22 protein-coding genes, 1 tRNA gene and 1 pseudogene are annotated in these 21,794 nt (G+C 58.0%); 11 read left to right on the top strand and 13 right to left on the bottom strand.

Features of this window, described 5'->3' with window-relative positions; translation table 11 throughout:
• Positions 1–21 precede the first annotated feature (21 nt).
• Positions 22–804, top strand: a complete 783-nt coding sequence (locus CHB97_RS19400) for a ScpA family protein (RefSeq protein WP_089289657.1) — start codon at positions 22–24, stop codon at positions 802–804.
• Positions 801–1,385 (top strand): SMC-Scp complex subunit ScpB, encoded by a 585-nt coding sequence (gene scpB, locus CHB97_RS19395; RefSeq protein WP_089289656.1) that lies wholly within the window; start codon positions 801–803, stop codon positions 1,383–1,385. Before CHB97_RS19400 ends, scpB begins: the two co-directional genes overlap by 4 nt.
• A gap of 33 nt (positions 1,386–1,418) precedes the next feature.
• Here scpB and trmFO read toward each other — a convergent pair whose 3' ends face one another.
• On the bottom strand, positions 1,419–2,771 hold the full coding sequence (gene trmFO, locus CHB97_RS19390) for a methylenetetrahydrofolate--tRNA-(uracil(54)-C(5))-methyltransferase (FADH(2)-oxidizing) TrmFO (RefSeq protein WP_089289655.1): 1,353 nt from the start codon (positions 2,769–2,771) through the stop codon (positions 1,419–1,421).
• 157 nt (positions 2,772–2,928) lie between these two features.
• Between trmFO and CHB97_RS19385 the strand changes: the two genes are divergently transcribed.
• Positions 2,929–4,020 (top strand): 2OG-Fe(II) oxygenase, encoded by a 1,092-nt coding sequence (locus CHB97_RS19385; RefSeq protein ID WP_089289730.1) that lies wholly within the window; start codon positions 2,929–2,931, stop codon positions 4,018–4,020.
• Positions 4,021–4,036: 16 nt separating this feature from the next.
• Here CHB97_RS19385 and CHB97_RS26635 read toward each other — a convergent pair whose 3' ends face one another.
• Positions 4,037–4,213 (bottom strand): hypothetical protein, encoded by a 177-nt coding sequence (locus CHB97_RS26635; protein ID WP_200820028.1) that lies wholly within the window; start codon positions 4,211–4,213, stop codon positions 4,037–4,039.
• Between the two features lie 150 nt (positions 4,214–4,363).
• On the opposite strand from CHB97_RS26635, the gene CHB97_RS19380 reads away from it, so the two are divergent.
• From CHB97_RS19380 to CHB97_RS19365, 4 genes are all read left to right on the top strand, one after another.
• A complete protein-coding gene (locus tag CHB97_RS19380) occupies positions 4,364–5,722 on the top strand; it encodes an MATE family efflux transporter (RefSeq protein WP_089289654.1) in 1,359 nt (452 codons plus the stop codon).
• Positions 5,723–5,834: 112 nt separating this feature from the next.
• Complete coding sequence (gene gyrA, locus CHB97_RS19375; protein WP_089289653.1) at positions 5,835–8,585, top strand: DNA gyrase subunit A; 2,751 nt, start codon at positions 5,835–5,837, stop codon at positions 8,583–8,585.
• Between the two features lie 80 nt (positions 8,586–8,665).
• Positions 8,666–9,190, top strand: a complete 525-nt coding sequence (gene coaD, locus CHB97_RS19370; protein WP_089289652.1) for a pantetheine-phosphate adenylyltransferase — start codon at positions 8,666–8,668, stop codon at positions 9,188–9,190.
• A 99-nt stretch (positions 9,191–9,289) separates the two neighbouring features.
• Positions 9,290–9,365: transfer RNA gene (locus tag CHB97_RS19365), tRNA-Lys, on the top strand.
• A 312-nt stretch (positions 9,366–9,677) separates the two neighbouring features.
• On the opposite strand, the gene CHB97_RS19360 is transcribed toward CHB97_RS19365, so the two are convergent.
• From CHB97_RS19360 to CHB97_RS26110, 4 genes are all read right to left on the bottom strand, one after another.
• Positions 9,678–10,736 (bottom strand): hypothetical protein, encoded by a 1,059-nt coding sequence (locus CHB97_RS19360; protein ID WP_089289651.1) that lies wholly within the window; start codon positions 10,734–10,736, stop codon positions 9,678–9,680.
• A 100-nt stretch (positions 10,737–10,836) separates the two neighbouring features.
• Complete coding sequence (locus tag CHB97_RS26120) at positions 10,837–11,235, bottom strand: hypothetical protein (RefSeq protein WP_143271050.1); 399 nt, start codon at positions 11,233–11,235, stop codon at positions 10,837–10,839.
• 5 nt (positions 11,236–11,240) lie between these two features.
• A complete protein-coding gene (locus tag CHB97_RS26115) occupies positions 11,241–11,792 on the bottom strand; it encodes a DUF2207 domain-containing protein (protein WP_143271048.1) in 552 nt (183 codons plus the stop codon).
• 29 nt (positions 11,793–11,821) lie between these two features.
• The gene (locus CHB97_RS26110) at positions 11,822–12,151 is read right to left on the bottom strand and encodes a hypothetical protein (RefSeq protein WP_143271046.1); all 330 of its coding nucleotides are present in this window, start codon (positions 12,149–12,151) and stop codon (positions 11,822–11,824) included.
• 576 nt (positions 12,152–12,727) lie between these two features.
• Between CHB97_RS26110 and CHB97_RS19355 the strand changes: the two are divergent.
• The 3 genes and pseudogenes from CHB97_RS19355 (at position 12,728) to CHB97_RS19345 (ending at position 15,597) form a co-directional block, all read left to right on the top strand.
• A pseudogene (locus tag CHB97_RS19355) lies at positions 12,728–13,486 on the top strand (IS5 family transposase).
• A 257-nt stretch (positions 13,487–13,743) separates the two neighbouring features.
• Positions 13,744–14,526 (top strand): hypothetical protein, encoded by a 783-nt coding sequence (locus tag CHB97_RS19350; protein WP_089289650.1) that lies wholly within the window; start codon positions 13,744–13,746, stop codon positions 14,524–14,526.
• 51 nt (positions 14,527–14,577) lie between these two features.
• Complete coding sequence (locus tag CHB97_RS19345) at positions 14,578–15,597, top strand: CBASS cGAMP-activated phospholipase (RefSeq protein ID WP_089289649.1); 1,020 nt, start codon at positions 14,578–14,580, stop codon at positions 15,595–15,597.
• On the opposite strand, the gene CHB97_RS27115 is transcribed toward CHB97_RS19345, so the two are convergent.
• The 4 genes from CHB97_RS27115 to CHB97_RS26105 all read right to left on the bottom strand — a co-directional run bounded on the left by CHB97_RS27115 (position 15,543) and on the right by CHB97_RS26105 (position 19,735).
• Entirely contained in the window at positions 15,543–15,977 is a 435-nt protein-coding gene (locus CHB97_RS27115; protein ID WP_089367487.1) for a Mov34/MPN/PAD-1 family protein, read from the bottom strand. The genes CHB97_RS19345 and CHB97_RS27115 overlap by 55 nt on opposite strands.
• 59 nt (positions 15,978–16,036) lie before the next feature.
• Positions 16,037–17,710, bottom strand: a complete 1,674-nt coding sequence (locus tag CHB97_RS19335; protein ID WP_089289647.1) for a ThiF family adenylyltransferase — start codon at positions 17,708–17,710, stop codon at positions 16,037–16,039.
• Positions 17,707–18,894, bottom strand: coding sequence for a cyclic GMP-AMP synthase DncV-like nucleotidyltransferase (locus CHB97_RS19330; protein WP_143271042.1), 1,188 nt, complete (start codon positions 18,892–18,894; stop codon positions 17,707–17,709). The genes CHB97_RS19335 and CHB97_RS19330 overlap by 4 nt, the downstream gene beginning before the upstream one ends.
• A gap of 226 nt (positions 18,895–19,120) precedes the next feature.
• The gene (locus CHB97_RS26105) at positions 19,121–19,735 is read right to left on the bottom strand and encodes a hypothetical protein (protein WP_143271040.1); all 615 of its coding nucleotides are present in this window, start codon (positions 19,733–19,735) and stop codon (positions 19,121–19,123) included.
• 33 nt (positions 19,736–19,768) lie between these two features.
• Here CHB97_RS26105 and CHB97_RS26100 point away from each other — a divergent pair, with 33 nt between their 5' ends.
• Entirely contained in the window at positions 19,769–20,203 is a 435-nt protein-coding gene (locus CHB97_RS26100; RefSeq protein WP_143271037.1) for a hypothetical protein, read from the top strand.
• A 178-nt stretch (positions 20,204–20,381) separates the two neighbouring features.
• Here the strand turns inward: CHB97_RS26100 and CHB97_RS19320 are convergent, their stop codons facing one another.
• The 3 genes from CHB97_RS19320 to CHB97_RS26505 form a co-directional block, all read right to left on the bottom strand.
• A complete protein-coding gene (locus tag CHB97_RS19320; RefSeq protein WP_200820027.1) occupies positions 20,382–20,819 on the bottom strand; it encodes a DUF3883 domain-containing protein in 438 nt (145 codons plus the stop codon).
• A 172-nt stretch (positions 20,820–20,991) separates the two neighbouring features.
• On the bottom strand, positions 20,992–21,528 hold the full coding sequence (locus tag CHB97_RS26095; RefSeq protein ID WP_143271036.1) for a hypothetical protein: 537 nt from the start codon (positions 21,526–21,528) through the stop codon (positions 20,992–20,994).
• Positions 21,529–21,578: 50 nt separating this feature from the next.
• Positions 21,579–21,755, bottom strand: a complete 177-nt coding sequence (locus CHB97_RS26505) for a hypothetical protein (protein ID WP_160106034.1) — start codon at positions 21,753–21,755, stop codon at positions 21,579–21,581.
• Between the last annotated feature and the right edge of the window lie 39 nt (positions 21,756–21,794).

The following is a 21,794-nucleotide window of genomic DNA, read 5'->3' as shown; positions in this document are numbered from 1 at the left end:
GAACGGGCGGTAACACGCGCGATGGCTTTCATGGAAGATGCGGCGGACACCGGCGACACAGCGCCGGAAGAGGCGCTGTTGCTGGATATTGATGGCTATGAAGGGCCGATTGACCTGCTGCTGTCGCTGGCCCGCGACCAGAAGGTGGACCTGACCCGCATTTCCATCCTGCAACTGGCTGAACAATATCTGGCCTTCGTGACGGAGGCGCGGCGCCTGCGGCTGGAATTGGCGGCGGATTATCTGGTGATGGCAGCCTGGCTCGCCTATCTGAAATCCCGCCTGCTGCTGCCCGATCCGCAGCCGGACGAGCCCTCGGCCGAAGTGCTGGCGGCCGCCCTGACCTTCCAGCTGCAGCGGCTGGAGGCGATGCAAGGGGCGGCGGCGCGGCTGATGGCGCGGCCGCGGCTGGGGCGTGACCGGTTTGCCCGTGGCGCGCCAGAGGATTTGCCGATCTTCGCCCACTCCCGCCATGATCTGGGGCTTTACGATTTGCTGAAGGCCTATGGCGCTGTTGGTTCGCGCCAAGCCCGGATCAGCCCCTTCACCATCCCGGTGACGGAGCTTTATTCGATTGAGGAAGCCGTGGCGCGGTTGGAGGCCATGCTGGGCCGACTGCCGGACTGGGCGCAGCTGGAAGCGCTGCTGCCGGCCGGCTGGCGGGGCCAGGGTGTGAAGGCGCGTTCCCTACTGGCCAGCAGCTTTGTGGCCGCCCTGGAACTGGCCAAGGGTGGCCATCTGGAACTGCGTCAGGAAAGTGCATTCGCGCCCATTCAGGTCCGGGCGCGGCGGGAGCGGGCATGAGTGATCTTTTCGACAGTGACTTTCAGCTGATCCGCTTGCTGGAAGCGATCCTTTTTTCCTCCGCCGAGCCGGTGGCCGAATCTGTACTGCAGGAACGCGTCGGCGCGGTGCCGGTGCGTCCGCTGCTGGCGCAGCTGGAAAATCTCTACCGCCATCGCGGCATCAATCTGGTGGCCAGCGGCGGACGTTGGGCCTTTCGCACCGCCGCCGATCTGGGGGACAGGCTGCGCACCGAGATTGAGGTGACAGCCAAGCTGTCCCGCGCGGCGGTGGAGACGTTGTCCATCATCGCCTATCACCAGCCAGTGACCCGGGCGGAGATTGAGGCGATTCGAGGTGTTGCCACCTCCAAGGGCACCTTGGATATCCTGATGGAAGCGGGCTGGGTCATGCCTGGCCGCCGGCGGGAGACGCCGGGCCGGCCGCTGACCTGGGTAACCACGTCAGATTTTCTCGACCATTTCGGCCTGGGCTCCCTGCGCGATCTGCCGGGTGTGGACGATCTGCGCGCCGCCGGCCTGCTGGACCGGTCGGCACCCATGCCCCGCATCCCGGGGCTGTCGGTGGAGGGGGAGGGCTGAGGCTTCAGCCCCAAACCGTCCCCCCTTCCTGCATCAGCCCAACCAGCTGGCCAGATCGGCCAGGGCCCGCCGGCTATAGGCCAGCTTGCGGTCCTTGCCGTGCAGTTCCTTGCCGTTGGGCTGGCGTTCGGTCACCGGCGGGAACAGGCCGAAATTGACATTCATCGGCTGGAAGGTCTCCGCCTCCGCCCCGCCGGTAATATGGGCCAGCAGCGCGCCCAGCGCTGTGGTGCGCGGCGGCAGGACGGGTTCCTGGCCCAGGCGGTCGGCCACGGCAAAGCGGCCAGCCAGCAGGCCGACGGCGGCACTTTCCACATAGCCTTCGCAGCCGGTGATCTGGCCGGCAAAGCGCAGGCGCGGCGTCGATTTCAGGCGCAAAGACCCGTCCAGCAGGCGCGGGGAATTGATGAAGGTGTTGCGGTGCAGCCCGCCCAGCCGGGCGAATTCCGCATTTTCCAAACCGGGGATCATGCGGAATACCCGCACCTGTTCGGCATATTTCAGCTTGGTCTGAAAGCCGACCAGATTATAGAGCGTGCCCAGCGCGTTATCCTGGCGCAACTGCACTACGGCATAGGGGCGCTTGCCGGTATGCGGGTTGGTCAGGCCCACCGGCTTCATCGGGCCATAGCGCAGCGTATCCACGCCGCGTTCAGCCATCACTTCAATGGGAAGGCAGCCCTCGAAATAAGGCGTGTTCTTTTCCCATTCCTTGAAATCGCCCTTCTCCCCCTCGATCAGGGCGCGGATGAAGGCCTCATACTGCTCCTTGTCCATGGCGCAGTTGATATAATCCTTGCCCGTGCCGCCGGGGCCGACCTTGTCATAACGCGATTGGAACCAGGCCTTGGATAGGTCGATGCTGTCGGTATGCACGATGGGGGCGATGGCGTCGAAGAAGCTCAACTGCTCCTCGCCGGTGAAGGCGCGGATCGCCTCGGCCAGTTTCATGCTGGTCAGCGGGCCGGTGGCGATCACCACATTGTCCCATGCTTCCGGCGGGATACCTGCCACTTCGCCCCGTTCCACCGTCACCAGCGGATGGCCGATCAGGGTTGCGGTGACCTTTTCGGCGAAATGGTCGCGGTCCACCGCCAGCGCCCCGCCGGCCGGCACCTTATGTTCATCCGCCGCCGCCAAGATCAGCGATTTGGCGCGGCGCATTTCCTCATGCAGCAGGCCGACGGCATTATATTCCGCATCGTCGGAACGGAAGGAGTTGGAGCAGACCAACTCCGCAAAATGCTCCGTCTGATGCGCGTCGGTTTTCACCACCGGGCGCATCTCGTGCAGAACGACGGGGATACCGGCTTGTGCGATCTGCCAGGCTGCTTCGCTGCCCGCCATACCGCCGCCGATCACATGGATGGGGCTGTGCTGTGTCATGGGATAAGGGTTTGGCGCGCGGCCCCCTGATCGTCAAGCCCCGGCCCATGCATGGGCCGGGCGCATCGCGCTTAGGAAGATAAAAAGCACCCATGATGGATGAAACGTCATCATGGAGCGTTCCCTTGCCAGTTCCACATCGGCAACTGGATTTTTCATGTCGCATCCCTCCCTGCTGCCGGGTGAGCCCGCACCCTGGTTTGTCGCCCCATCATCCCGGGGTGAACAATTTCATTTCAGTTCGTTGGGCGGCCGCTATGTCGCCCTGCTGTTTCTGGGAAGCCTGTCGCCCGAGCCGGTACAGGCAGCCCTGGGGCTGGTGCGGCAGCGCCGGGCGCTGTTTACCAGCCCCAGGGCCTGCTTCTTTGCGGTCAGCATGGACCCGGCCGATCAGGCCTCCCTGTCGGCCACAGCGGAGGAGCCGGGCATCCATTATTTCTGGGATCCCCAGGGGGCGATCTCCCAGCGTTACGGCGCGTTGGTACCGGGGGACGCTGCGGCGGGCGGCGGGCGGCATTATCGTCCCTTCTGGCTGGTGATGGACCCGTTCCTGCGGGTGATGGCCCGCTTTGCCTTGCATGAAACCGATCAGGCGCTGGATTTTGTCGCCCGGCTGCCGCCGGTCGATCTTCACGCCGGGATGGAAATACCGGCCCCGGTGCTGGTGCTGCCGCGCGTATTCGAACCGGAATTCTGCGCCGAGCTAATCGCGCATTACCAGAATTCCACCCCGGTCGATTCCGGCTTCATGCGGGATGTCGGCGGCAAGACGGTCGGCATCCTCGATCCGAAATTCAAGCGCCGCTATGATGTGGAAGTGGATGGCGTGCTGCGGGAAGGGGCGAAGCAGCGGATTGAACGCCGGCTGGTGCCGCAAATCCAGAAGGCTTTCCAGTTCCAGGCCACCCGGATCGAGCGCTTTCTGGTTGCCTGTTATGATGGGGACCGAGGCGGCTTCTTCGGTCGCCACCGCGACAACACCACCAAAGCCACGGCGCATCGCCGTTTCGCCGTCACCATTAATCTGAACGCCGACGGCTTTACCGGCGGTGAGCTCTGCTTCCCCGAATTTGGCAGCCGCACCTATCGGGCGCCCACCGGTGGGGCGGTGGTTTTCTCCTGCGCCTTGCTGCATGAGGCGCTGCCGGTGACATCCGGTACCCGCTACGCCTTCCTGCCCTTCCTCTATGATGAGAAAGGGCAGGCCCTGTGGGAGGAAGGCCAGCAACATCTGGCCAAGGAAGAGTGAGACGAAACCCGACCGCCTACAGCCTTTGCGGCGCCGGCGGCTCCGGTTCGCGCTGCGGCAGCGGCACATCCGGTTCCGGTGTGCCGGGCGGCAGGCGACCCGGATCGTGATCCGGGATCGGCTGTTCGCCCGGCGGCGGGATTTCCGTATTATCGGGTGTCGGCGAACCGGGCAGGGGCGGGATGATGCCCATCAGGCAATCTCCTTAAAGGCAGGTTGGACCTGTCTTTTCAACACCCGGGCCGCCCATGCGTTCCCGCCATGCGCGGATGCGTCTTGAGGGGATGGAATAGTTCCGATATGGGATGATTTTATTAATCTGCCCGATCTGTGAGCATTTCCCATGTCGTCCCTTGCTGTCACCGCCGAAACCATGTCCGATCGTATCCGCCGTCATGTTGGCGATCTGGTCCGGCTGGCCATCCCGGTGATCATTGCGCGGGCCGGCATCATCGTCATGGCCCTGACGGATACGTTGATCGTTGGGCGCTACAGCGCGCAGGAACTGGCCTATCTGGGCATGGGCCATTCACCCATTGCCGTGCTGCTGGGGGTGCAGGTGGGGCTGCTGCTGGGCGTGGTGGTCGCCACAGCCCAGACGGTGGGCAAGGGCGATCTGGCCGGTACCGGCGTGATATGGCGCCGTTCCTTGCCCTATGCCGTGCTGATCGGCACCATCATCGCTGCCGCCAGCCTGTTCGGGGAAGAGTTTCTGCTGCTGACCGGGCAGGAACCAGACCTTGCCCAGGGGGCGGGGCATGTGATGGCCGTGATGGCATTCGGGATGCCGGCCGCCGCCCTGCATCTGGCCTGCAGCCTCTATCTGGAAGGGCTGAAGCGGCCGATTCCCGGCATGGTCGCCATGTTGATCGGCAACGTTTTGAATGCCGGGCTGGTCTGGCTGCTGGTGGGGGGGCATTTCGGTCTGCCCGCGCTGGGGGCCGTAGGGGCCGCCTGGTCCACCACCAGCCTGCGCTGGCTGGGGGCTATCGGCATGATCGCCTATGTCTGGTGGCATCCGCTGCGCGACGCCTGGGGCGTGCGCGGCGATTTCCGGGGCTGGTGGCGCGATTCCGTCACCCAGCGCCGGGTCGGCTATGCCGCCGGCCTGTCCAACGCCCTGGAAGGTTCGGCCTTTGCCGGGCTGGGCCTGTTTGCCGGCTGGCTGGGTGCGGCGGCGGTGGGGGCCTATACAATCGGCCTGAACCTTATCGCCCTGCCTTTCATGTGCGCGCTGGGGTTGGCGTCCGCCACGGCGGTGCGGGTGGGCAATGCCTATGGCGCCCGTGATCAGGCCGATATGGTGGTGGCCGGCTGGACCGGGCTGGGGGTGACCAGCTTCATTCTCTCCCTTGTCGGGCTGTTTTTCTTTGCCGCCCCCGCCTGGATCGCCGGGCAGTTCACCCATGATGCCACCGTGCTGCTGCTGACCGCGCCGCTGATTGCCTTTTCTGCCTGGCTGCTGGTGGCCGATGGCGGGCAGGTGGTGATGGCGCAGGCTTTGCGTGGGCGCAATGATACCTGGGTGCCCACCGCCTCGCATTTTGTCAGCTATTACGCGGTGATGATGCCGCTGGGCTGGCTGCTGGCCTTCCCGCTGGGGCGCGGTGTCCTGGGCCTGTTTGAGGGGATTTTCATCGCCAGCGTCTTCTCCGTTTCCGTGCTGGCAGCCCGGTTCTGGTGGCTTTCGCGCCGCGTGTGAAGGTTGGTGGGTGCTTTCATTGTTCGCATCCGCGAATGGTGCTACAAGAGCGTGAAAGCCGCTGGCCAACCAGCGGCTTCATTTTCCGACACGTAATGACGAGTTCCGCTCGGTGACTTCCACGCCCGCTCTGCCGTCCGATATCTCGCCCATCACCATCGAAGATGAGATGCGGCGTTCGTATCTCGATTACGCCATGAGCGTAATCGTCAGTCGCGCGTTGCCGGATGTGCGCGACGGGTTAAAACCCGTGCATCGCCGCATCCTCTACGCCATGAAGGAAGGCGGTTACGACAGCACCAAGCCTTACAAGAAATCGGCGCGTATCGTCGGTGACGTGATGGGTAAATACCATCCGCACGGCGACAGCGCGATTTATGACGCCATGGTCCGCATGGCGCAGGATTTCTCCATGCGCCTGCCCCTGATCGATGGTCAGGGCAATTACGGTTCCATGGATGGCGACGCGGCGGCGGCCATGCGTTACACCGAGGCCCGGCTGGCCAAGGTGTCGGAATTCATGCTGGATGATATCGACAAGGAAACTGTCGATTTCCAGGCCAACTATGACGAATCGCTGGAAGAGCCGACGGTTCTGCCGGCCAAGTTCCCCAATCTGCTGGTCAATGGCGCCGGCGGTATTGCCGTCGGCATGGCCACCAACATCCCCCCCCATAATCTGGGGGAGGTGATTGAGGCTTGTCTGGCTTATATCGAGAATCCGGATATCTCGATTGATGAGCTGATCGATATTGTGCCCGGCCCGGATTTCCCCACCGGTGCATTGATTCTGGGCCGTTCAGGCATTCGTTCCGCCTTCCATACCGGTCGTGGCAGCGTGATCATGCGCGCCAAGACGGAGGTGGAGGAGATCCGCAAGGATCGCTGGGCCATCGTTGCCACCGAAATCCCCTATCAGGTCAACAAGTCCAAGCTGCTGGAACGCATTGCCGAATGCGTGAATGAAAAGCTGGTGGAAGGCATCAGCGACGTTCGTGACGAATCCGACCGCGACGGTGTGCGCGTCGTGGTGGAACTGAAGCGCGATGCCGTGCCGGACGTCGTGTTGGCCCAGCTCTATCGCCATACCGCGCTGCAGACCAGCTTCGGCGTCAATATGCTGGCACTGAATGGCGGTCGGCCGGAACTGCTGGACCTGAAGGCGATTATCGCTGCCTTCGTCCGCTTCCGCGAACAGGTTGTTACCCGCCGGATCGAGTTCGAGCTGGGCAAGGCGCGCGAACGCGCCCACACCTTGGTTGGTCTGGCCGTGGCCGTGGCCAACCTGGATGACATGATCGCCCTGATCCGCAGCGCGCCCGACCCGGCGACGGCGCGCGAACAGATGATGGCGCGCGAATGGCCGGCGCGTGATGTGGCCCCGCTGATCGCCCTGATTGATGAGCCGGGCCGCACCCTGTCGGAGGCTGGCACTTATAAACTGTCCGAAGTGCAGGCCCGCGCCATTCTGGACTTGCGCCTGCACCGGCTGACCGGGCTGGAGCGCGACAAGATCGGCGAGGAACTGACCGGCGTTACCGATCAGATCAAATATTTCCTGGCCGTGCTGTCCGACCGCGCCATGCTGCTGGATATCATCCGCACCGAATTGGGGGAGATGAAGGAACGCTTCGCCACCCCGCGCCGGACCATGATCGAGGAATCGGAGTTCGAAAGCGACATTGAAGACCTGATCCAGCGGGAGGATATGGTCGTCATCGTCACCCAGGGCGGCTATATCAAGCGCGTGCCGGTTTCGACATACCGGGCGCAGGCGCGTGGCGGTAAGGGCCGCTCGGGCATGAGCCTGAAGGCGGAGGATAATGTCTCCGACCTGTTCGTTGCCAATACCCACACGCCGATGCTGTTCTTCACCAGCCGTGGCATTGTGCATAAGCTGAAGGTCTGGCGCCTGCCGCAGGGCACGCCGCAGACCCGCGGCAAGGCTCTGGTCAATCTGCTGCCGCTGGAGGAGGGGGAAACCATCTCCACCGTCATGCCGATGCCGGAGGATGAGGGCACCTGGGGCGCGCTGCAGATCGTGTTTGCCACCAGCAAGGGCGGCATCCGGCGCAACAAGCTGTCGGACTTCCAGAATATCCGCGCCAATGGCCTGATCGCCATGAAGCTGGAGGAGGAAGGCGAGAGCCTGATCGCCGTGCGCACCTGTGGCGAAAGCGACGATGTGCTGCTGGCGACAAGGCTGGGTCGTTGCATCCGCTTTGACGTGGCGGATGTGCGCGTGTTCAGCGGCCGCACCTCCACCGGCGTGCGCGGCATCAAGCTGGCCGAAGGCGATGAGGTGATCGGCATGTCGATCCTGCATCACACGGATTACAGCGCCGATGAACGCGCCGCCTATCTGAAGCAGGCGCGCGAACTGCGCCGGGCCGAGGGTGAGGAGGCGGATGACGCCGTTGATGTGGAAGCCGAACCCGTGGAAGGCACGGCCGAACTGTCGCCGGAACAGTTCGCTGAGATGCAGGCCCGCGAACAGATGATTCTGACGGTTTCCGAACAGGGTTATGGCAAGCGCACCTCGGCCTATGAATACCGGCTGACCGGCCGTGGCGGCCAGGGCATCTGGAACATGGATATGGGCGACCGCAACAAGGCCATCGCCGCCGTGTTCCCGATCAACGAGACCGATCAGCTGATGATGGTCAGCGATTCGGGCCAGGTGATCCGGATGCCGGTGCATGATATCCGCCTGACCGGCCGCAAGAGCAAGGGTGTCACCCTGTTCCGTCTGTCGGGGGATGAACGCGTCGTCTCCGTCGCCCGTCTGGAAGATGATGGCGGCGATGCCGGTACGGAGGGTGGCGACGATGCCGCCACTGTGGCGGCGACCGACCAACCGTAACAATATTGCAGGTGACAGGCCAGTCCCCCCTGGGGGCTGGCCCTTGTCTTGGCGTCACCGTACCGGGGAGGGGAGTTGAGATGACGGGCAAGCGTCGGATCGGTGTGTATCCGGGAACCTTCGACCCGATCACCAATGGTCATTTTGACATCATCCAGCGCGCTGCGCGGACGGTGGATCATCTGATCATCGGTGTCGCCAGCAATGCCGGCAAAGGCCCGCTTTACACCACGCAGGAGCGGGTGGAACTGGTGGCTGGCGAGCTGGAACAATTGACCAAGCAGGGAATCAGCGTTGAGGTTCGGCCGTTCGACAAGCTGTTGATGCAGTTTGCGGTCGATTGCGGCGCTTCAGTGATCATCCGGGGGCTGCGCGCTGTTTCGGATTTCGAATATGAATTCCAGATGGCCGGCATGAATGCGCGCCTGAATCCGTCGGTGGATACGGTGTTCCTGATGGCATCCGACCGTCACCAGTTCATCTCCTCCCGCTTTGTGAAGGAGATTGGCCGGCTGGGTGGTGACATCAACCATTTCGTCAGCCCCCGGATTGCTGCCAGCCTGAAGGCCAAGTTCGAGGAGGAGCGTCAGGGCAAGGTCGGCTGACCACCTGACCGGCGGATGATGCAAGGGTGGTTTGCAGGCAATTGTAATAGTTGACGAACCGCCTTCATCTGCTTATGGTCCGCCCCACTTTCGAGGAGCGATTCCGTAGCTCAGTCGGTAGAGCACGTGACTTTTAATCATGGGGTCGTGGGTTCGAATCCCACCGGAATCACCATTCTCAAAGTGAGATCATGTCGATGGTGGCATATCTTTTCCCTAGAAGGGCTATGGTATGCCAATCTGACACGATAAAGTTTATGCATTCAGCTAAGTTATTGATAATCTTAGGTGCCGCTTTTGGCCCCTTCTAATCCCTCTGCGGCTCGCTGACATATGCGAGGTTCGGGCTACTAGTCTTCCCAGATATGGCTGCTTCTCGGTGTAGCCCTTGGGGTTCGCCTAAGTCCGATACGTTCAAGGACGACAATCACCGCATCGTTTGCGGCGAATAGGATCGCCATTCGCCGCATGGTGTCATCGACACCCGCTATGCCGCCTTCCACACCTCGTTCAGCACCTTGGCCGCCAGCGCCGCCTTGTCCCCGGGCAGGAACCGCCCATAGTGCTCCTGGACCGTCTCCGGCGAATCCTGGATGGCGTAGCTGGCTTGCTCATACGAGCCCGTCTTCTTCAGGATGTGGGTCGCCAGTACGTCGCGGACATTGTGCGGGCCATGGGGCAGCAGCCCCTCGATGGCGCCGCGCTTGGTGAACGGATTGTAGATCCCATAGCGCTGGATGATCAGGCGCCAGGCCTCGTAGAACGTCGTCTGGCCGTATTCGGCACCGGTCGAAGTCCGTTTCGCCGTCTTCACGAAGAACGTGCCCGGATCGGCGGCGGTGCCCAGCAGCAGAAGGCGGTGCCGGTCCAGGTAGCCGGAGATCAGGTCGTACAGCCCGTGCAGGTCGGGTAGCCGCAGGTGGAAGGCCTGGCCGCGGAAATAGGACGAGCCGGCGTTCTTGAAGGCTTCCACGGGGATGTAGACCTCCCAGCCGCCGTCGCGGCTGTTCCAGCGCAATTCGCCCCGGCGGAGGTCGCTGAGGTGGCGAGCCGTGGATGGCATGGCGCCCCTGGGCTTCCAGAGCAGCTGGCGCAGGTTCTTCTGCCTCACGCCCAGGTGCAGGCCCATGCGGACCATCAGCAGCGCCCGCGTCGCTTCGGCCGCCGCAACAGGGTAGCGGTCGGCCCTCGGCATGAGCCGGACGATCTCGTCGGCGATCTTCTTGTATTCCGTCAACGGGCTGTCCGCCTCCAGGACCGGCAGGATCGGTTCGAACGGGTCGCGGTGGACCTTGGCCACCCGCTTCACCTCCTTGCCCCGGCTGACGGCGTACCGGTGCGCGGCCTGGCACGCGGCCCGCCAGTCGGCCAGGGCCCGGTCGATGTCGTCCTGGGCCAGCAGGCCCGGGACGGGCTGGAGGCGCTGGGCCAAGCCGGGGTTCTGCCACAGCCAGCCCGTCTCGGGGCGGGTCAATGCGGCCGCCACCGACAGCGCGCCGCTCTCCCAGCCGCTGTAAAAGCCGCGCCGGCGCTCCCGCCAGTCCACGTACGCTTCTGGGCCGGGGCCAGCGGCACGGACTGCGTCTTCACCCTCGGCGGCTCTTCCGTTGAGCTGGCTATGGGCTTCAGCTTAAAAGCGCGATGCTCTAGTCGCTTTCCTTGGCGGCGACCGGTTGAGGCTCACCAACAGGTGATGGAAATGGAGTCATCGGCATGAATGAACCACTTGCACTCTTCTTCGAAGTAGCAATTGATGGCGTAGCCTTGCTCTTGCTTGCCACTGTCCTTCCCACATTTCCGGCAGATTGTCGCATATGATTGATCACGAACGCGGCGACTGCCACGCTCATAACCGACCCACCAAAGACAACAAATCCAACCCCTGCGTACCCTAGGAGTTCACTGTACTTCTGGGATATTTTCTCTGCAAACAATAGAACGATTAATCCAAGCGCTACCAATGGGATTGGAGCTGCAATGGCAAGCATGCCTCGTTTAACCAGCTTGTCGAACCATCTTTCCAAAGTGAGTAATGCGCTCTCCATATTACTTACTCACTCAGCGCCATTCGACTATTCGCACGAGCCAACACTTCTGTTCCTCGCTGAAGAGAGTAAGTCATCAAACAACCGCTGATGCCCAGTAATACAGCCGCTGACATTCCTATCCCCCAGTAATTTGTTGAGAAATAAGCAATAAAAGTTAGAAATGACAGTATAAACACCAATACTCCAGCTGAAAATAGCCAAAGGAGTATAGGGGGATATATCTCTGTCTTTTTCATCTCTTTGTACCTGTTGAGAGTGCCGCGGTTGTCTGCTTCGGCACGCACCACGAACTTGCTATGGTCCTCAACATAGTAGGAAGATGTGGCGCCGGAAAGGCCGACTGCCATGCCCAAAAGGCTATCTGATGAAAAAAAGCGATTAAACCCTCCGGCTGAGAAGGCAATTTCAAAGCCAGCGATATTCTCTCCGTTTCCGCGACGGAATTTCTCGCTTCCCCGAATCAGTCTTCCCTGCGTCACAGGCTCCATATCTGTTATAGTTGACAGAAGTTCATGACCGTGTGGATATCGCGCATCGAAACATATAAGTGTCATAATACACCCCCTCTCTGATCCGTGCTTCACTAGTCTTTGTCAGAAAATTCATTCAGTACATTGTATTTTTCTCTAACATTCTGGGGCAGATTGGCAATCTGCTTTTGAATAAGTTTCACTAATGCTGATGCAACCTCTATATCTAGTTTGACACTAACCTCCGCTATTTCACGGTATGACTTTGACGGATTTTCCGTGAAAGCATCATCGACCGTGAACAGCACTTGCACTGCGGCACTACGGAGGCCAACGTGGGTAAACACCTGAAAGCCGTCACAAGATATGGCCCGATACAGCTTCCCCTCTACTGTATCTGTCGCTTCCGTAGCACTACCTTCCAATGGTCCGGATTCTGCCACTGCACACCTCACAAGCTAGATGATATTTTAGATAGGTTCATACCACCAAATAGCACATATAAGCATCAAAATGCCATTTACTCGCGTTTTTGTAGCATGCTTTGATGCGGGCTCAAAGGCTAGAAGTATGCGCTTCACGCCATTTTGGCCCGGTTTTGAGGGGCCAAATGATTAAATTCGCTCGCTGGCATAATATAGTATTATGTGTGAAGCATACTTCATATGGAGCGTGAATATCGCCTTGGCCCTTCGTATCGCGTCTAGGCGGAGATGATTATGGCAAGAAAAGAGAAGTTCATATAAGTATATGCCTCACGAGGGCGGATTCGGGATAGCGGATAGGATGTGAGTTTGTGGGAAAGGTCACGCGGAAGCCATATTCAGCGGATTTCAAGACGAAGGTAGCGTTTAAGGGAATCAAGGGCGAATAGACGCTGGCAGAACTGGCAGCGAGCTACGCAATCCACCGCACGATGATCACTAATTGAAGCGCCAAGCGATCTATGCGGTAAACTCATAAAACTGCTTGGAATCGAATTTGTGTCGTGATTCAAGGACTTCCACAAGGAGCCTTTGATGAGGCACCGCCGCTACGAACTTGCAGAGCACGAATGGTCGATCCTGTCACCGTTGCTGCCGAATAAGCCTCGCGGTGTACCGCGTGTTGACGATCGTCGGGTCCTGAACGGCATTCTGTGGCGGTTCCGGACCGGCTCGCCTTGGGCGGAGATACCGGAGCGCTACGGTCCATCGACGACCTGCTACAATCGGTTTGTGCGCTGGCGGAAGGCCGGGGTCTGGGATCGGCTTCTGGCGGCAATATCCTCCGCTTACGATGGCGACATCGTGATGATCGACAGCACCTGTGTTCGCGTACACCAGCACGCGGCCACGGGAAAAAGGGGGCTGAAGACTATCGCGGCATGGGACGTTCCCGTGGGGGCCTCACCAGCAAAATCCACGTGCTCGTCGACGCGGAAGGCCGCCCTGTCCACCTCCGCCTGACCGTCGGTTGCGGACTGCACCGAGGCTGACGCCCTGACGGAGGAGCTTGGCGAGGGGGCCATCGTGCTGGCCGACAACGGCTATGACAGAAATGCCATCCGCGCCAAAGCTGCTGAGCGGACCGCTTGGGCCAACATTCCGCCCAAGGCCAACCGCAAGGTTTGCTTCGTCTTCTCGTCCTGGGTCTATCGGCAACGGAACCTCGTCGAGTGGTTCTTCAACAAGATCAAACAGTTCAGGGGCATTGCCACCCGATACGACAAATGCCCCGAAAACTTCCTCGCTGCCGTGAAACTCGTCGCCCTCAGGCTTTGGTGCAACGACTTATGAGTCTATGGCCAAGAGAACGACGGCGAGGCTTCCCTCCGGCAACACGGCGGAACCTGATGCTTCCACCAGCGGTGCGGAGGTTGAGAAGTTGCACACCAAGATCGATCAATTGTCCGCCATGGATGTGAAACGCCCGCGAAGCCCATCGTTCCGCTGGCGCGGACGGCGTACGTACCAACGGCCTTCTTCCGCATGCCCGGTCCCGCCCTGTAACTGGCTGGGCCACGGCCACATCGACGACGACACGGGGGCGATCCATGGCTGACGAGTCGCGTCTGAACCTTATTCTTTGCGACGAGGGCTATGACGCCGCCGCAGGGGAGGAGAGCATTAGCAAGCTCGCCCGCATTTTCGGCGTAATGCTCGCCCGAGAACACATCGAGGCTGCGTCCCGCGCCATGGCTGCCGCCGCCGAGGCGGTGAATGGGCTCCCGGTCGACGCGATCCGGGCAGGCATAGGGCGCGCGGTCAGCGACCTTCGCTTCGTTCCCATGGTTGGGCATCGGGACACGAGGCCGACCGAGGAACAGGTCAAGTTCGCCCTGTACCGCTCGCTGAGCGAGGACGAGTGGACGGTCCAGGCCGGTGTGTCGCCGGCGGGAATCGACGCCCGGTGCGACATGCTGGCCGTCCGGCGCGACGACAGGATCGCGGTCGGGGGCAAGATCGCCTGGGCCGGGAATGAGGCGACCTGCAGGCCCGCCCAGCAGGTCCGGGACTTGGGAAAGGAACATCGCCGGGCTGGAGGCCATGCAGGGTGCCGGCGTCGCCACGCACGGCCTCTTCGTGCTGGCATTCATGCACTGGCAGGGATCAAGGGCGGCCGACGCCCTCAGGAAGCGCGTGGACGGCCTGCGAGGCAGCCTCGTCTTCCCAGTGTCGTCTCATCCGCTGCCGGCATGGCACGGCGTGAACCGGGCCGATTTCTTCGTGCATCGGATTTTCTAGCGCGTTGGTTCCAGATCGAAGGTCAAACCCGCACAAGCTCAGGATATTCTGCAATAGATTGCGCCTGTTACAGGATTGATATGATAGGCTAAGCTATGGACTCATATGCTCCCTGAGGGCACAGCCGCGAGGCCGTTTTTATCATGGCATTTAACATCCTCGCGCTAAGTGGCGGTGGCTTCCTCGGCCTCTTTTCGGCCCAATTGCTGGCCCATTTGGAAAAGCAGGCTGGAGTGCCGATAGCTCGCTGCTTCGATCTAATCTGCGGAACGTCGATTGGTGGCATAGTTGCTTTGGGCCTTAGCCTGGAAATCCCGGCTGCAGACATTGTGAAGGCATTCGAAGAGAACGGACAACGGATATTCCCACCCAGGTCTCGCCCATTCGGGGTGCTGTCGGACATGTGGCAATTCGGCATTCGGCCTAAGCATGATCCGAAAGGGCTAAGGGATACCGTCACCGCGATCGTGGGGCCCGGTCGGTTATTGGGTGAGGCGCGGCACCGTCTGCTCATCCCGGCGGTCAACATGACCAAGGGCAAGATCCAGATGTTCAAGACGCCTCATCATCCCAACTTTCAGCGTGACCACCTCTTGTCGATGATCGACGTCGCCTTGGCAACGTCTGCTGCACCGCTATTCCTCCCTCTGGCCGAGGTGAACAATTCCCTGTTCACTGACGGCGGTCTATATGCCAACGCTCCAGATATTTGCGGTATCCATGAGGCTACCCATTTCCTCAATGAGTCCCGTGACGACGTGCATATCCTGAGCATCGGGACCACTACGGCCAGCTTTTCCCTTCCCCACAAGCACGGTGTCAATTTCGGCGCCATGCAATGGCTCACCAAGCAGCGCTTGATATCGACCGTGATGTCGGCCCAGCAGCAGCTTACCCATTTTCTGGTCCAGCATCAGCTGGGAGAGCGTTATATTCGGCTCGACAGGGATCTGTCTGCGGAGCAGAATGCCGAACTAGTGCTAGATAACGCATCAGAAATGGCACGGAAGACAATATTGGGTTTGGCAGATGCTTTGTACCAGGAAAGGTGTGTTGATCAAAATCTCAGAACCTTGCTTGCGCATCGTGCGCAAACTCCCACTTTCTTCTACGGCCCCAATGCCAACGACACCCTCGTAAGGCTCTCTGATAGCACTTCGTGAACTGGCTCGACCTCTCCATTAGGGAATCCAAGACCGCTCCAGTTCCCATTTCTACCCAAAATCAAGTAGACTAAAGGGTGTTTAGCTCTCCGGCATTGCGTTCGCCAGGTATTCCGGTCAATTCCCGATGGACTCGGTATTGACTCCGGATGGGTGTGCCACTCCCCAATGCAAGTGATCGTCTGTCCGCTTTCTCGCCAAGCCTTAACAGCGGTAATTTGGTGCCCAGGATCCCGACGGTGGAACATGTATCTTGATCTCGCGTCCGTCGCCATAGGAGGCGTGCATGCCCTAACCTCAATATGAGGGCCCCGCAGACAGCCGAGGAGCAATCCACCCGCTTCGTGCGTATCTTCCGGCGGCTGCGTGAACTGGGCCATTGATTGCAACGCTGCTGCGGCAAACAAGACAAGCGTCCCGCTTTCTCGGTGGCGGCAGATCAATTCCCTGAGCACGCCGGGCACTTCTGGGAAGGTGATGGGCTGCTGTCCTTGCGCATATTGGCAAGGGAAGGGTCGATAACAATGTTCCGCTGCACTTGTCCCGGCCGGCCCGTTGCCCAGTCCATGACCATCCTTGCGCCTAGTGCGGCTGCCTGTACGGAGGCCGTCGACGCATAAGGAACGTAGACGGAGTTAGCGCATCCCTGCATCATGGCGAGGTTCGTACCGACCCCTTCCTTCAGCATTCCAATCCTGGATTGTCCGGCAAGTTCGGGCTTCAAGCATTTGAAGCAAGCCCTGCCAGCCCCGAGATTCAGGAACGCTTGGGCAGCGGCCCCGTTCCCCAGTAGCCAGACATGGAGTACGGGTGGCGCCTTGGGGCGAGCCGTGACCATATGGTGGTTGATCGCAATTGAGACGGCCTCGGCGCCCGTGGCATCCACCACCAAGTCTCCGCTTTCCAACGCCGGGATTATCGATAGGACGTCGCAGGTAACCGCGTCCACGTTCAGGCCAGGGAGGTTGGCCATGATGTGGTCCCGGACCGCCTGTGCCTTGAAAGCACCAAGGTAAGGGATGCCCAATAGGTGGCGTCCAAGGTTTCCAGCGGAGAGGGTGTCCGAATCCACTAGCAACATCCGGCCGCCGCCGGAGCCAGCACCCATCTGGGCCAACTGATGGGCCAGATAGCCTCCGATCGTGCCGCAGCCGACCACTATCAGCTTCTTGCCTGCCAATGGCGACATTCCGCCCAAGTTCCTCTCATAGACATAAGCGGGATCGAGTCGTTCGAAGCTGAAGCAGTTTACCTTGAATTCATCAGGTCTGCTGTGCATCAGTCGGGTCAGCGCTTCCGGTCTGTTCTTTAGAAATTCCTCAGTCCTATATGAAAGTGGCACGTCCATGAGCGCCGCGAGGATTCCGTTGGTAGATCTCAGCAGGCAACCCCGCACATCGGTTTGAGTAGAGGCCATGGAATTCCAAAACTCGGTATCCAGGCCTGGGTGCAACGCCGCCAACCAACTGGCGATTTCGCCCACATTGCACGGGGGCCAGTTTACGCTCCCGGTAACGGTCAACGGCCCGTTCACTGTAATGACAGGGCATATTATTGGGTTGATGGGTTTTCCGCCATTCCTGAAGTGAAGACCGGCTATAGCCGACGATAGGCCTTTGGGGACTGTAACCACCGGAACTTCTTTATCTTTTTGAAGCATGACCATGTTGAGGTGGGCAACCGATGACCCGTCAGGAAGGTCGACGTAGCCATACCTCCCCCCTAGGTAAGCGTTGAATTCCCGTTCGAAATCGGCTCTGAGCTTGCCTCTGCGTCCTTTGTCGAGGACACGCTCCGCCGCTTCGAGGCATTGAAGCACGGTGCCGCCGGGGTTGTAGCGATCAAGGACGATTGCGTTGCGGTCTAGATAACAGATGCTGCCGTCGTCATTTCGGACGTGGGGAATGATAGGGCCAGCGTTAGGTTCATCCAAGGATATTTCAGGAAATCGTGTGAAATCAAAGTCCACCACCTCCAGGATCACTGGTACCGACGTTCCGGAAATCGATAAGCGGCCCTTCCAAGAATACGTGGCCGGGCGTTGCCGATACCGAGCAAATCCCCGTTGAGAGAGAGCCAAATCGATGGATTTTATTGCGGCATCTCGGTTCATCCGCTGGTGGAAACGCCGACCACTGGGGCGGCGACCTTTCGCGGCTCATAGGAGAGAACTTCTGCCTTTGCCTGTTGTGGAGCCGATACTTTGACTAAGTCCGGCCTATTAGGCACCCGATTACCAAAAAGCGATTGAACGTGGTTTACGACACTTTGCTGGATGTGACATTTGTTGATCACGTCGCTGAGTACGCGATGCAGGTCGTATGCTGCGACCACCGCGGCTTTCCGTGCAGCGTCATCAAGCTTAGCCGTAAGGTCTTCGCCTGAATCAGGATCAGCCGGGTTCGCCACGGCTCCTGACAGAAGGGTAGGCAACTCCGTGGCAATCTTGAGCAACACCTCGTCATCGCGCTTCGGCATGACACGGGCGTTCTTGTCAAAAACAGCTGCTGCACAGGCCATAAGAAGGATGGAGGACACGGCGCCGATCTTCGCGTGATTAAAATCGCGCCATGCCTTTAGGTATCGACAGGCCCGTCTCAATTCGTCGCCATGCTCCTCGACTGCGCCGATGAACCAGTCGTGTATCTTGCGGGGGTCGGAAGCAACCCAGTTGTCTTGACGATGCGCCAACAGCACCACGTCGGACGGTAGCCGATCCCAACGATCTATCGGTTGACGCGCCATTGCCTCGGAAAAGTTGATTTGTCCGGATGCAGTAATCAACTGTGATTCCATCGCCGCTTTGGCCAACGTTTCGTATTGGTCATCGGGGATGGCGTAAAGTGGAACGTCGATGTGAGCCCACTCGCTTATCTCCAGGCGCACACAAGTGTCCTTTTGGACCAACTTCCAATTCCGCCGCTTTGCCAATTCGCCGAGCGCAGTGTCGACAAAGTTAAAGAACGTTTCTGCGGCCAACTTTGGCTTTGCCTGCTTAACGAAGGACATCGGCAGATAACAGCCGTCGTCCATGTCCATCTGTTGTGGGGGGACAAATGGGGGGCGGTTCAATGTCTTGTATGCAGCGCTACCTTGCGTGAAAAACCGCGGCTGCAGTCTTCTCCCACCGAATGTTTTAAGATCGGCAAGTTTAAACTCCTCTCGGAGATGCTGGCGAATATCGCGTCTGGCACTTCGGAGAGTTACATCCTCCCTCTCCAGCGGATTGAGAATGTCAAGAAAGAAGGGATCTAGCCCGACGCTGCTACGATACAGCAGCCTTGAGAAATCAGCCACGACAACCCCTTCTGGTCACAGATGCATTACGGTCCTCACGATGGATGGGATTTTATCAAATTTACAGGGAGCGCACCAGCAGTGGTGTCAAAGATCGTTGACTGGCCCACATATGGTGATTTAGTGGGGCATATTTTTCGATGCATCGAAGCGAAGGTCCTGCACGTGCAGATAGAGTTTTTGTCATTTTTCTGGAAATATTCTATCTTCTGAGAGTGCCTTTAGTTTATTTCCAAAATATCCACCATGGGTGGGTAGCGTCGCGGACTAACACCAAATGCCCGCTCTGGCCCGACTCGGTAAAATAGTCCCCAATGAGTCGGTTACCGGAATTACCGAGTTGCTCAACGCGCATAATGGCGAGTCCGCGATAGCGGTCTCCGGCTCCTGTTACCCCCTCCTTGCGCTCATTGAGAAAAATATAATAGAGACGATCTGTATCGATGCCACGATCTCGTTCTGGATGAACTGAGAGTGTCCGGGATATAGACTCTGCGCTATCCATTATAAGTTTTAAACTAAGTAAGTTATGAATTACTAATAAATTTACATTGCGACTTCCGTCACCATAAGCACCCGAAAACTCTACCTTTCCGGACCAGCGCCCACCCAAGTAGGGAAATACCAAATCTTGAACCACAGGAACCCAACGCCAGATAATAATGGGCGGAATTGCTAATATTATAGCACCAGAAAATGCCCATCGTATAACCGCTTGGGCGTCACTTATTCCATCGCCTTTTCCAAGATAGCCGTTATATACTAACGCAATGACTGCAACCCCGGCACAGGCTGCGGAAAATCCAAAGAGCGCGCGAATGGGAAGCAGGTGTAACATCATACTCGCCCAATTCTTAAATGAGGCTCAATTAAGATGAGTGATATCGAAAATTACATTCTGAATGCAAGGGGTAAATTGCCAGCATATCACCCGCTCATCATCTGCTTATATACCGCACCAACTTTCCCAGATTATTGCGCTCCAATGGTTCGCATCCCGCGACCTGAAACCGGTATTCAGGTGGATGATTCTCTTGTTGAAGTCCTAAATTCAGCTGTAAATCTCAATGCAGCTATCCATGACGGAGCGGTAATGGTTGGGCGTATATCAAAAGATGAAATATACAAAATTACAGGGTGGTCATTTCGGCTTTACCCTAGTTCCTTGGGGGATGTTTTTGAGCCAAATCGCGGGTCGGCTTTCAATAGCTGTCTAGCAATGTCTTATGTAGAAAAAGTCGACGCTCTTTATATGTTATCATTAGACACCGCTACATGTTTTAGATCTGGAGAATATTATATTATATAGCATATTGTATAAGAAAAAACTATATGACTGCCGAAGGAATAAGAAATTCATAAATATTATCTTGGATTCCCGTGGTTAGTATTTCGATGCGCGTATCCAGTGGTTGGCTAACATTTGTGCCAGGATGAGATTTTTTAGGGTAATGGCGCGCTGGTCTGCTCTACCAGCCCAAGCCGTTTCACAGAAAGTTTGCTTGGAAACTGGTTGCCACCAGCGACACGCGGGCCTCCAGTGGCGGGCGCAGTTCGAACGCCTTGGGCTCCCGCGCGAAGTTCCAGAGCCGTACCAGGCACCATTCGTCGCGGCGTTCGTCGGCAACGGTCAGTTCGTTACGCGTGACGTGGAAGGGTGTCCGCTCCCAGCCGTTGGTCGTCTTCACCTCGATCAGCCGATTGCGGTCGTCCGCGTCGAAGCTCCTGATGTCACACGTCGGCCTCGTCGCCGTCGAGGTGGGTACCCAGCAGATCCCGTTCACCAGGTCAGTCCTGCCAGCCGAGAGCAGGGCTACCCTTTCATGGGCGAGCACACGCTGCTCGCCCGCCTTGCCAGATCCCGGTTGCGCACGTCGCGCCCTGCCACATCGTACTTCTTGGTACTTCTTGGCGATGGCGGCCATCCCGCCAATTTCGGGGAGCGGGCGCGCGTTGCTGTGCGTGGGCGGCGGGAGAAACCGCATGAGGTCGTTCTCGCTGATGAGCTATGGATTGGAATTCGACCGTTATGTTCGAGTTGACTAGCGCAATTTAATTCAGGAGGTGCTTCAATCATCGTAAGAATATAATAATTTCCTAATTTTTTTCTAGTTCTGTGATTGCATATACTAAATAGCTAATAGAATCGAAGAATAATCCCAAAGACTCTTGATTGTAATGCCTACGAGACAGTATATACATAAGTTCTCCAAAAATATCTTGGAATTTTAGATTTGAACCAACCACTCTTTCCTTTCCAATCTTTTCTCTAATCCAGGGGTGAACGGTATTAACTTTTAATAGTCCGCAAACAACTTCAATTATTACCTTTTCTTGAAAATTTTCATAGTGGTCATTTTCAATAATTTCCGATGACAGATTAATAATTCTATGTTTGTATAAACGATATAATAATATTCCGCAGATCTTACCTTCGGAAATACCACGTTCGAATCCCCTTCTACTCTTCAAAAAAGTGGCATCAAAATCTGCTTCAATCATAGCAAGTGAAAAGGCCTTATTTGACACAAATACTCTTGTGACATCAGCGGGGTGAGCCCTATTAACCGTGGTGTCGATAATTCTGCCTAAAACAGTTTCGATAAAGTTTTTAGGAAAATATGATAACGACATATTTGCTATCTTTGCTTATTAGTTGTTGGAAAATAACATCAGAAATAATATTAGCTAGTCCATTTTTCAAAATAATCTTTGTTGTCTTCGCCTCCTTTAATCCCATCATTTGTTCCGAAACCATCGCCCGTAGTTGGGAGATTACTCATTTCATTTATTTGTTTTACTGTTTCCGCTATGAAATCACTGCGTGTTTCTTGATTGATCAGTTCAGCTAAGCTTCTCATTTTTCACCTCACATAAATAGGTCAATTATCCTACATCGT

It is taken from the genome of Azospirillum sp. RU38E (assembly GCF_900188385.1).
In the GTDB taxonomy this organism is placed as follows: Bacteria; Pseudomonadota; Alphaproteobacteria; order Azospirillales; family Azospirillaceae; genus Niveispirillum.
The sequence above is the reverse complement of the archived record's forward strand: the minus strand, read 5'-3'. Positions and strand labels throughout refer to the sequence as shown.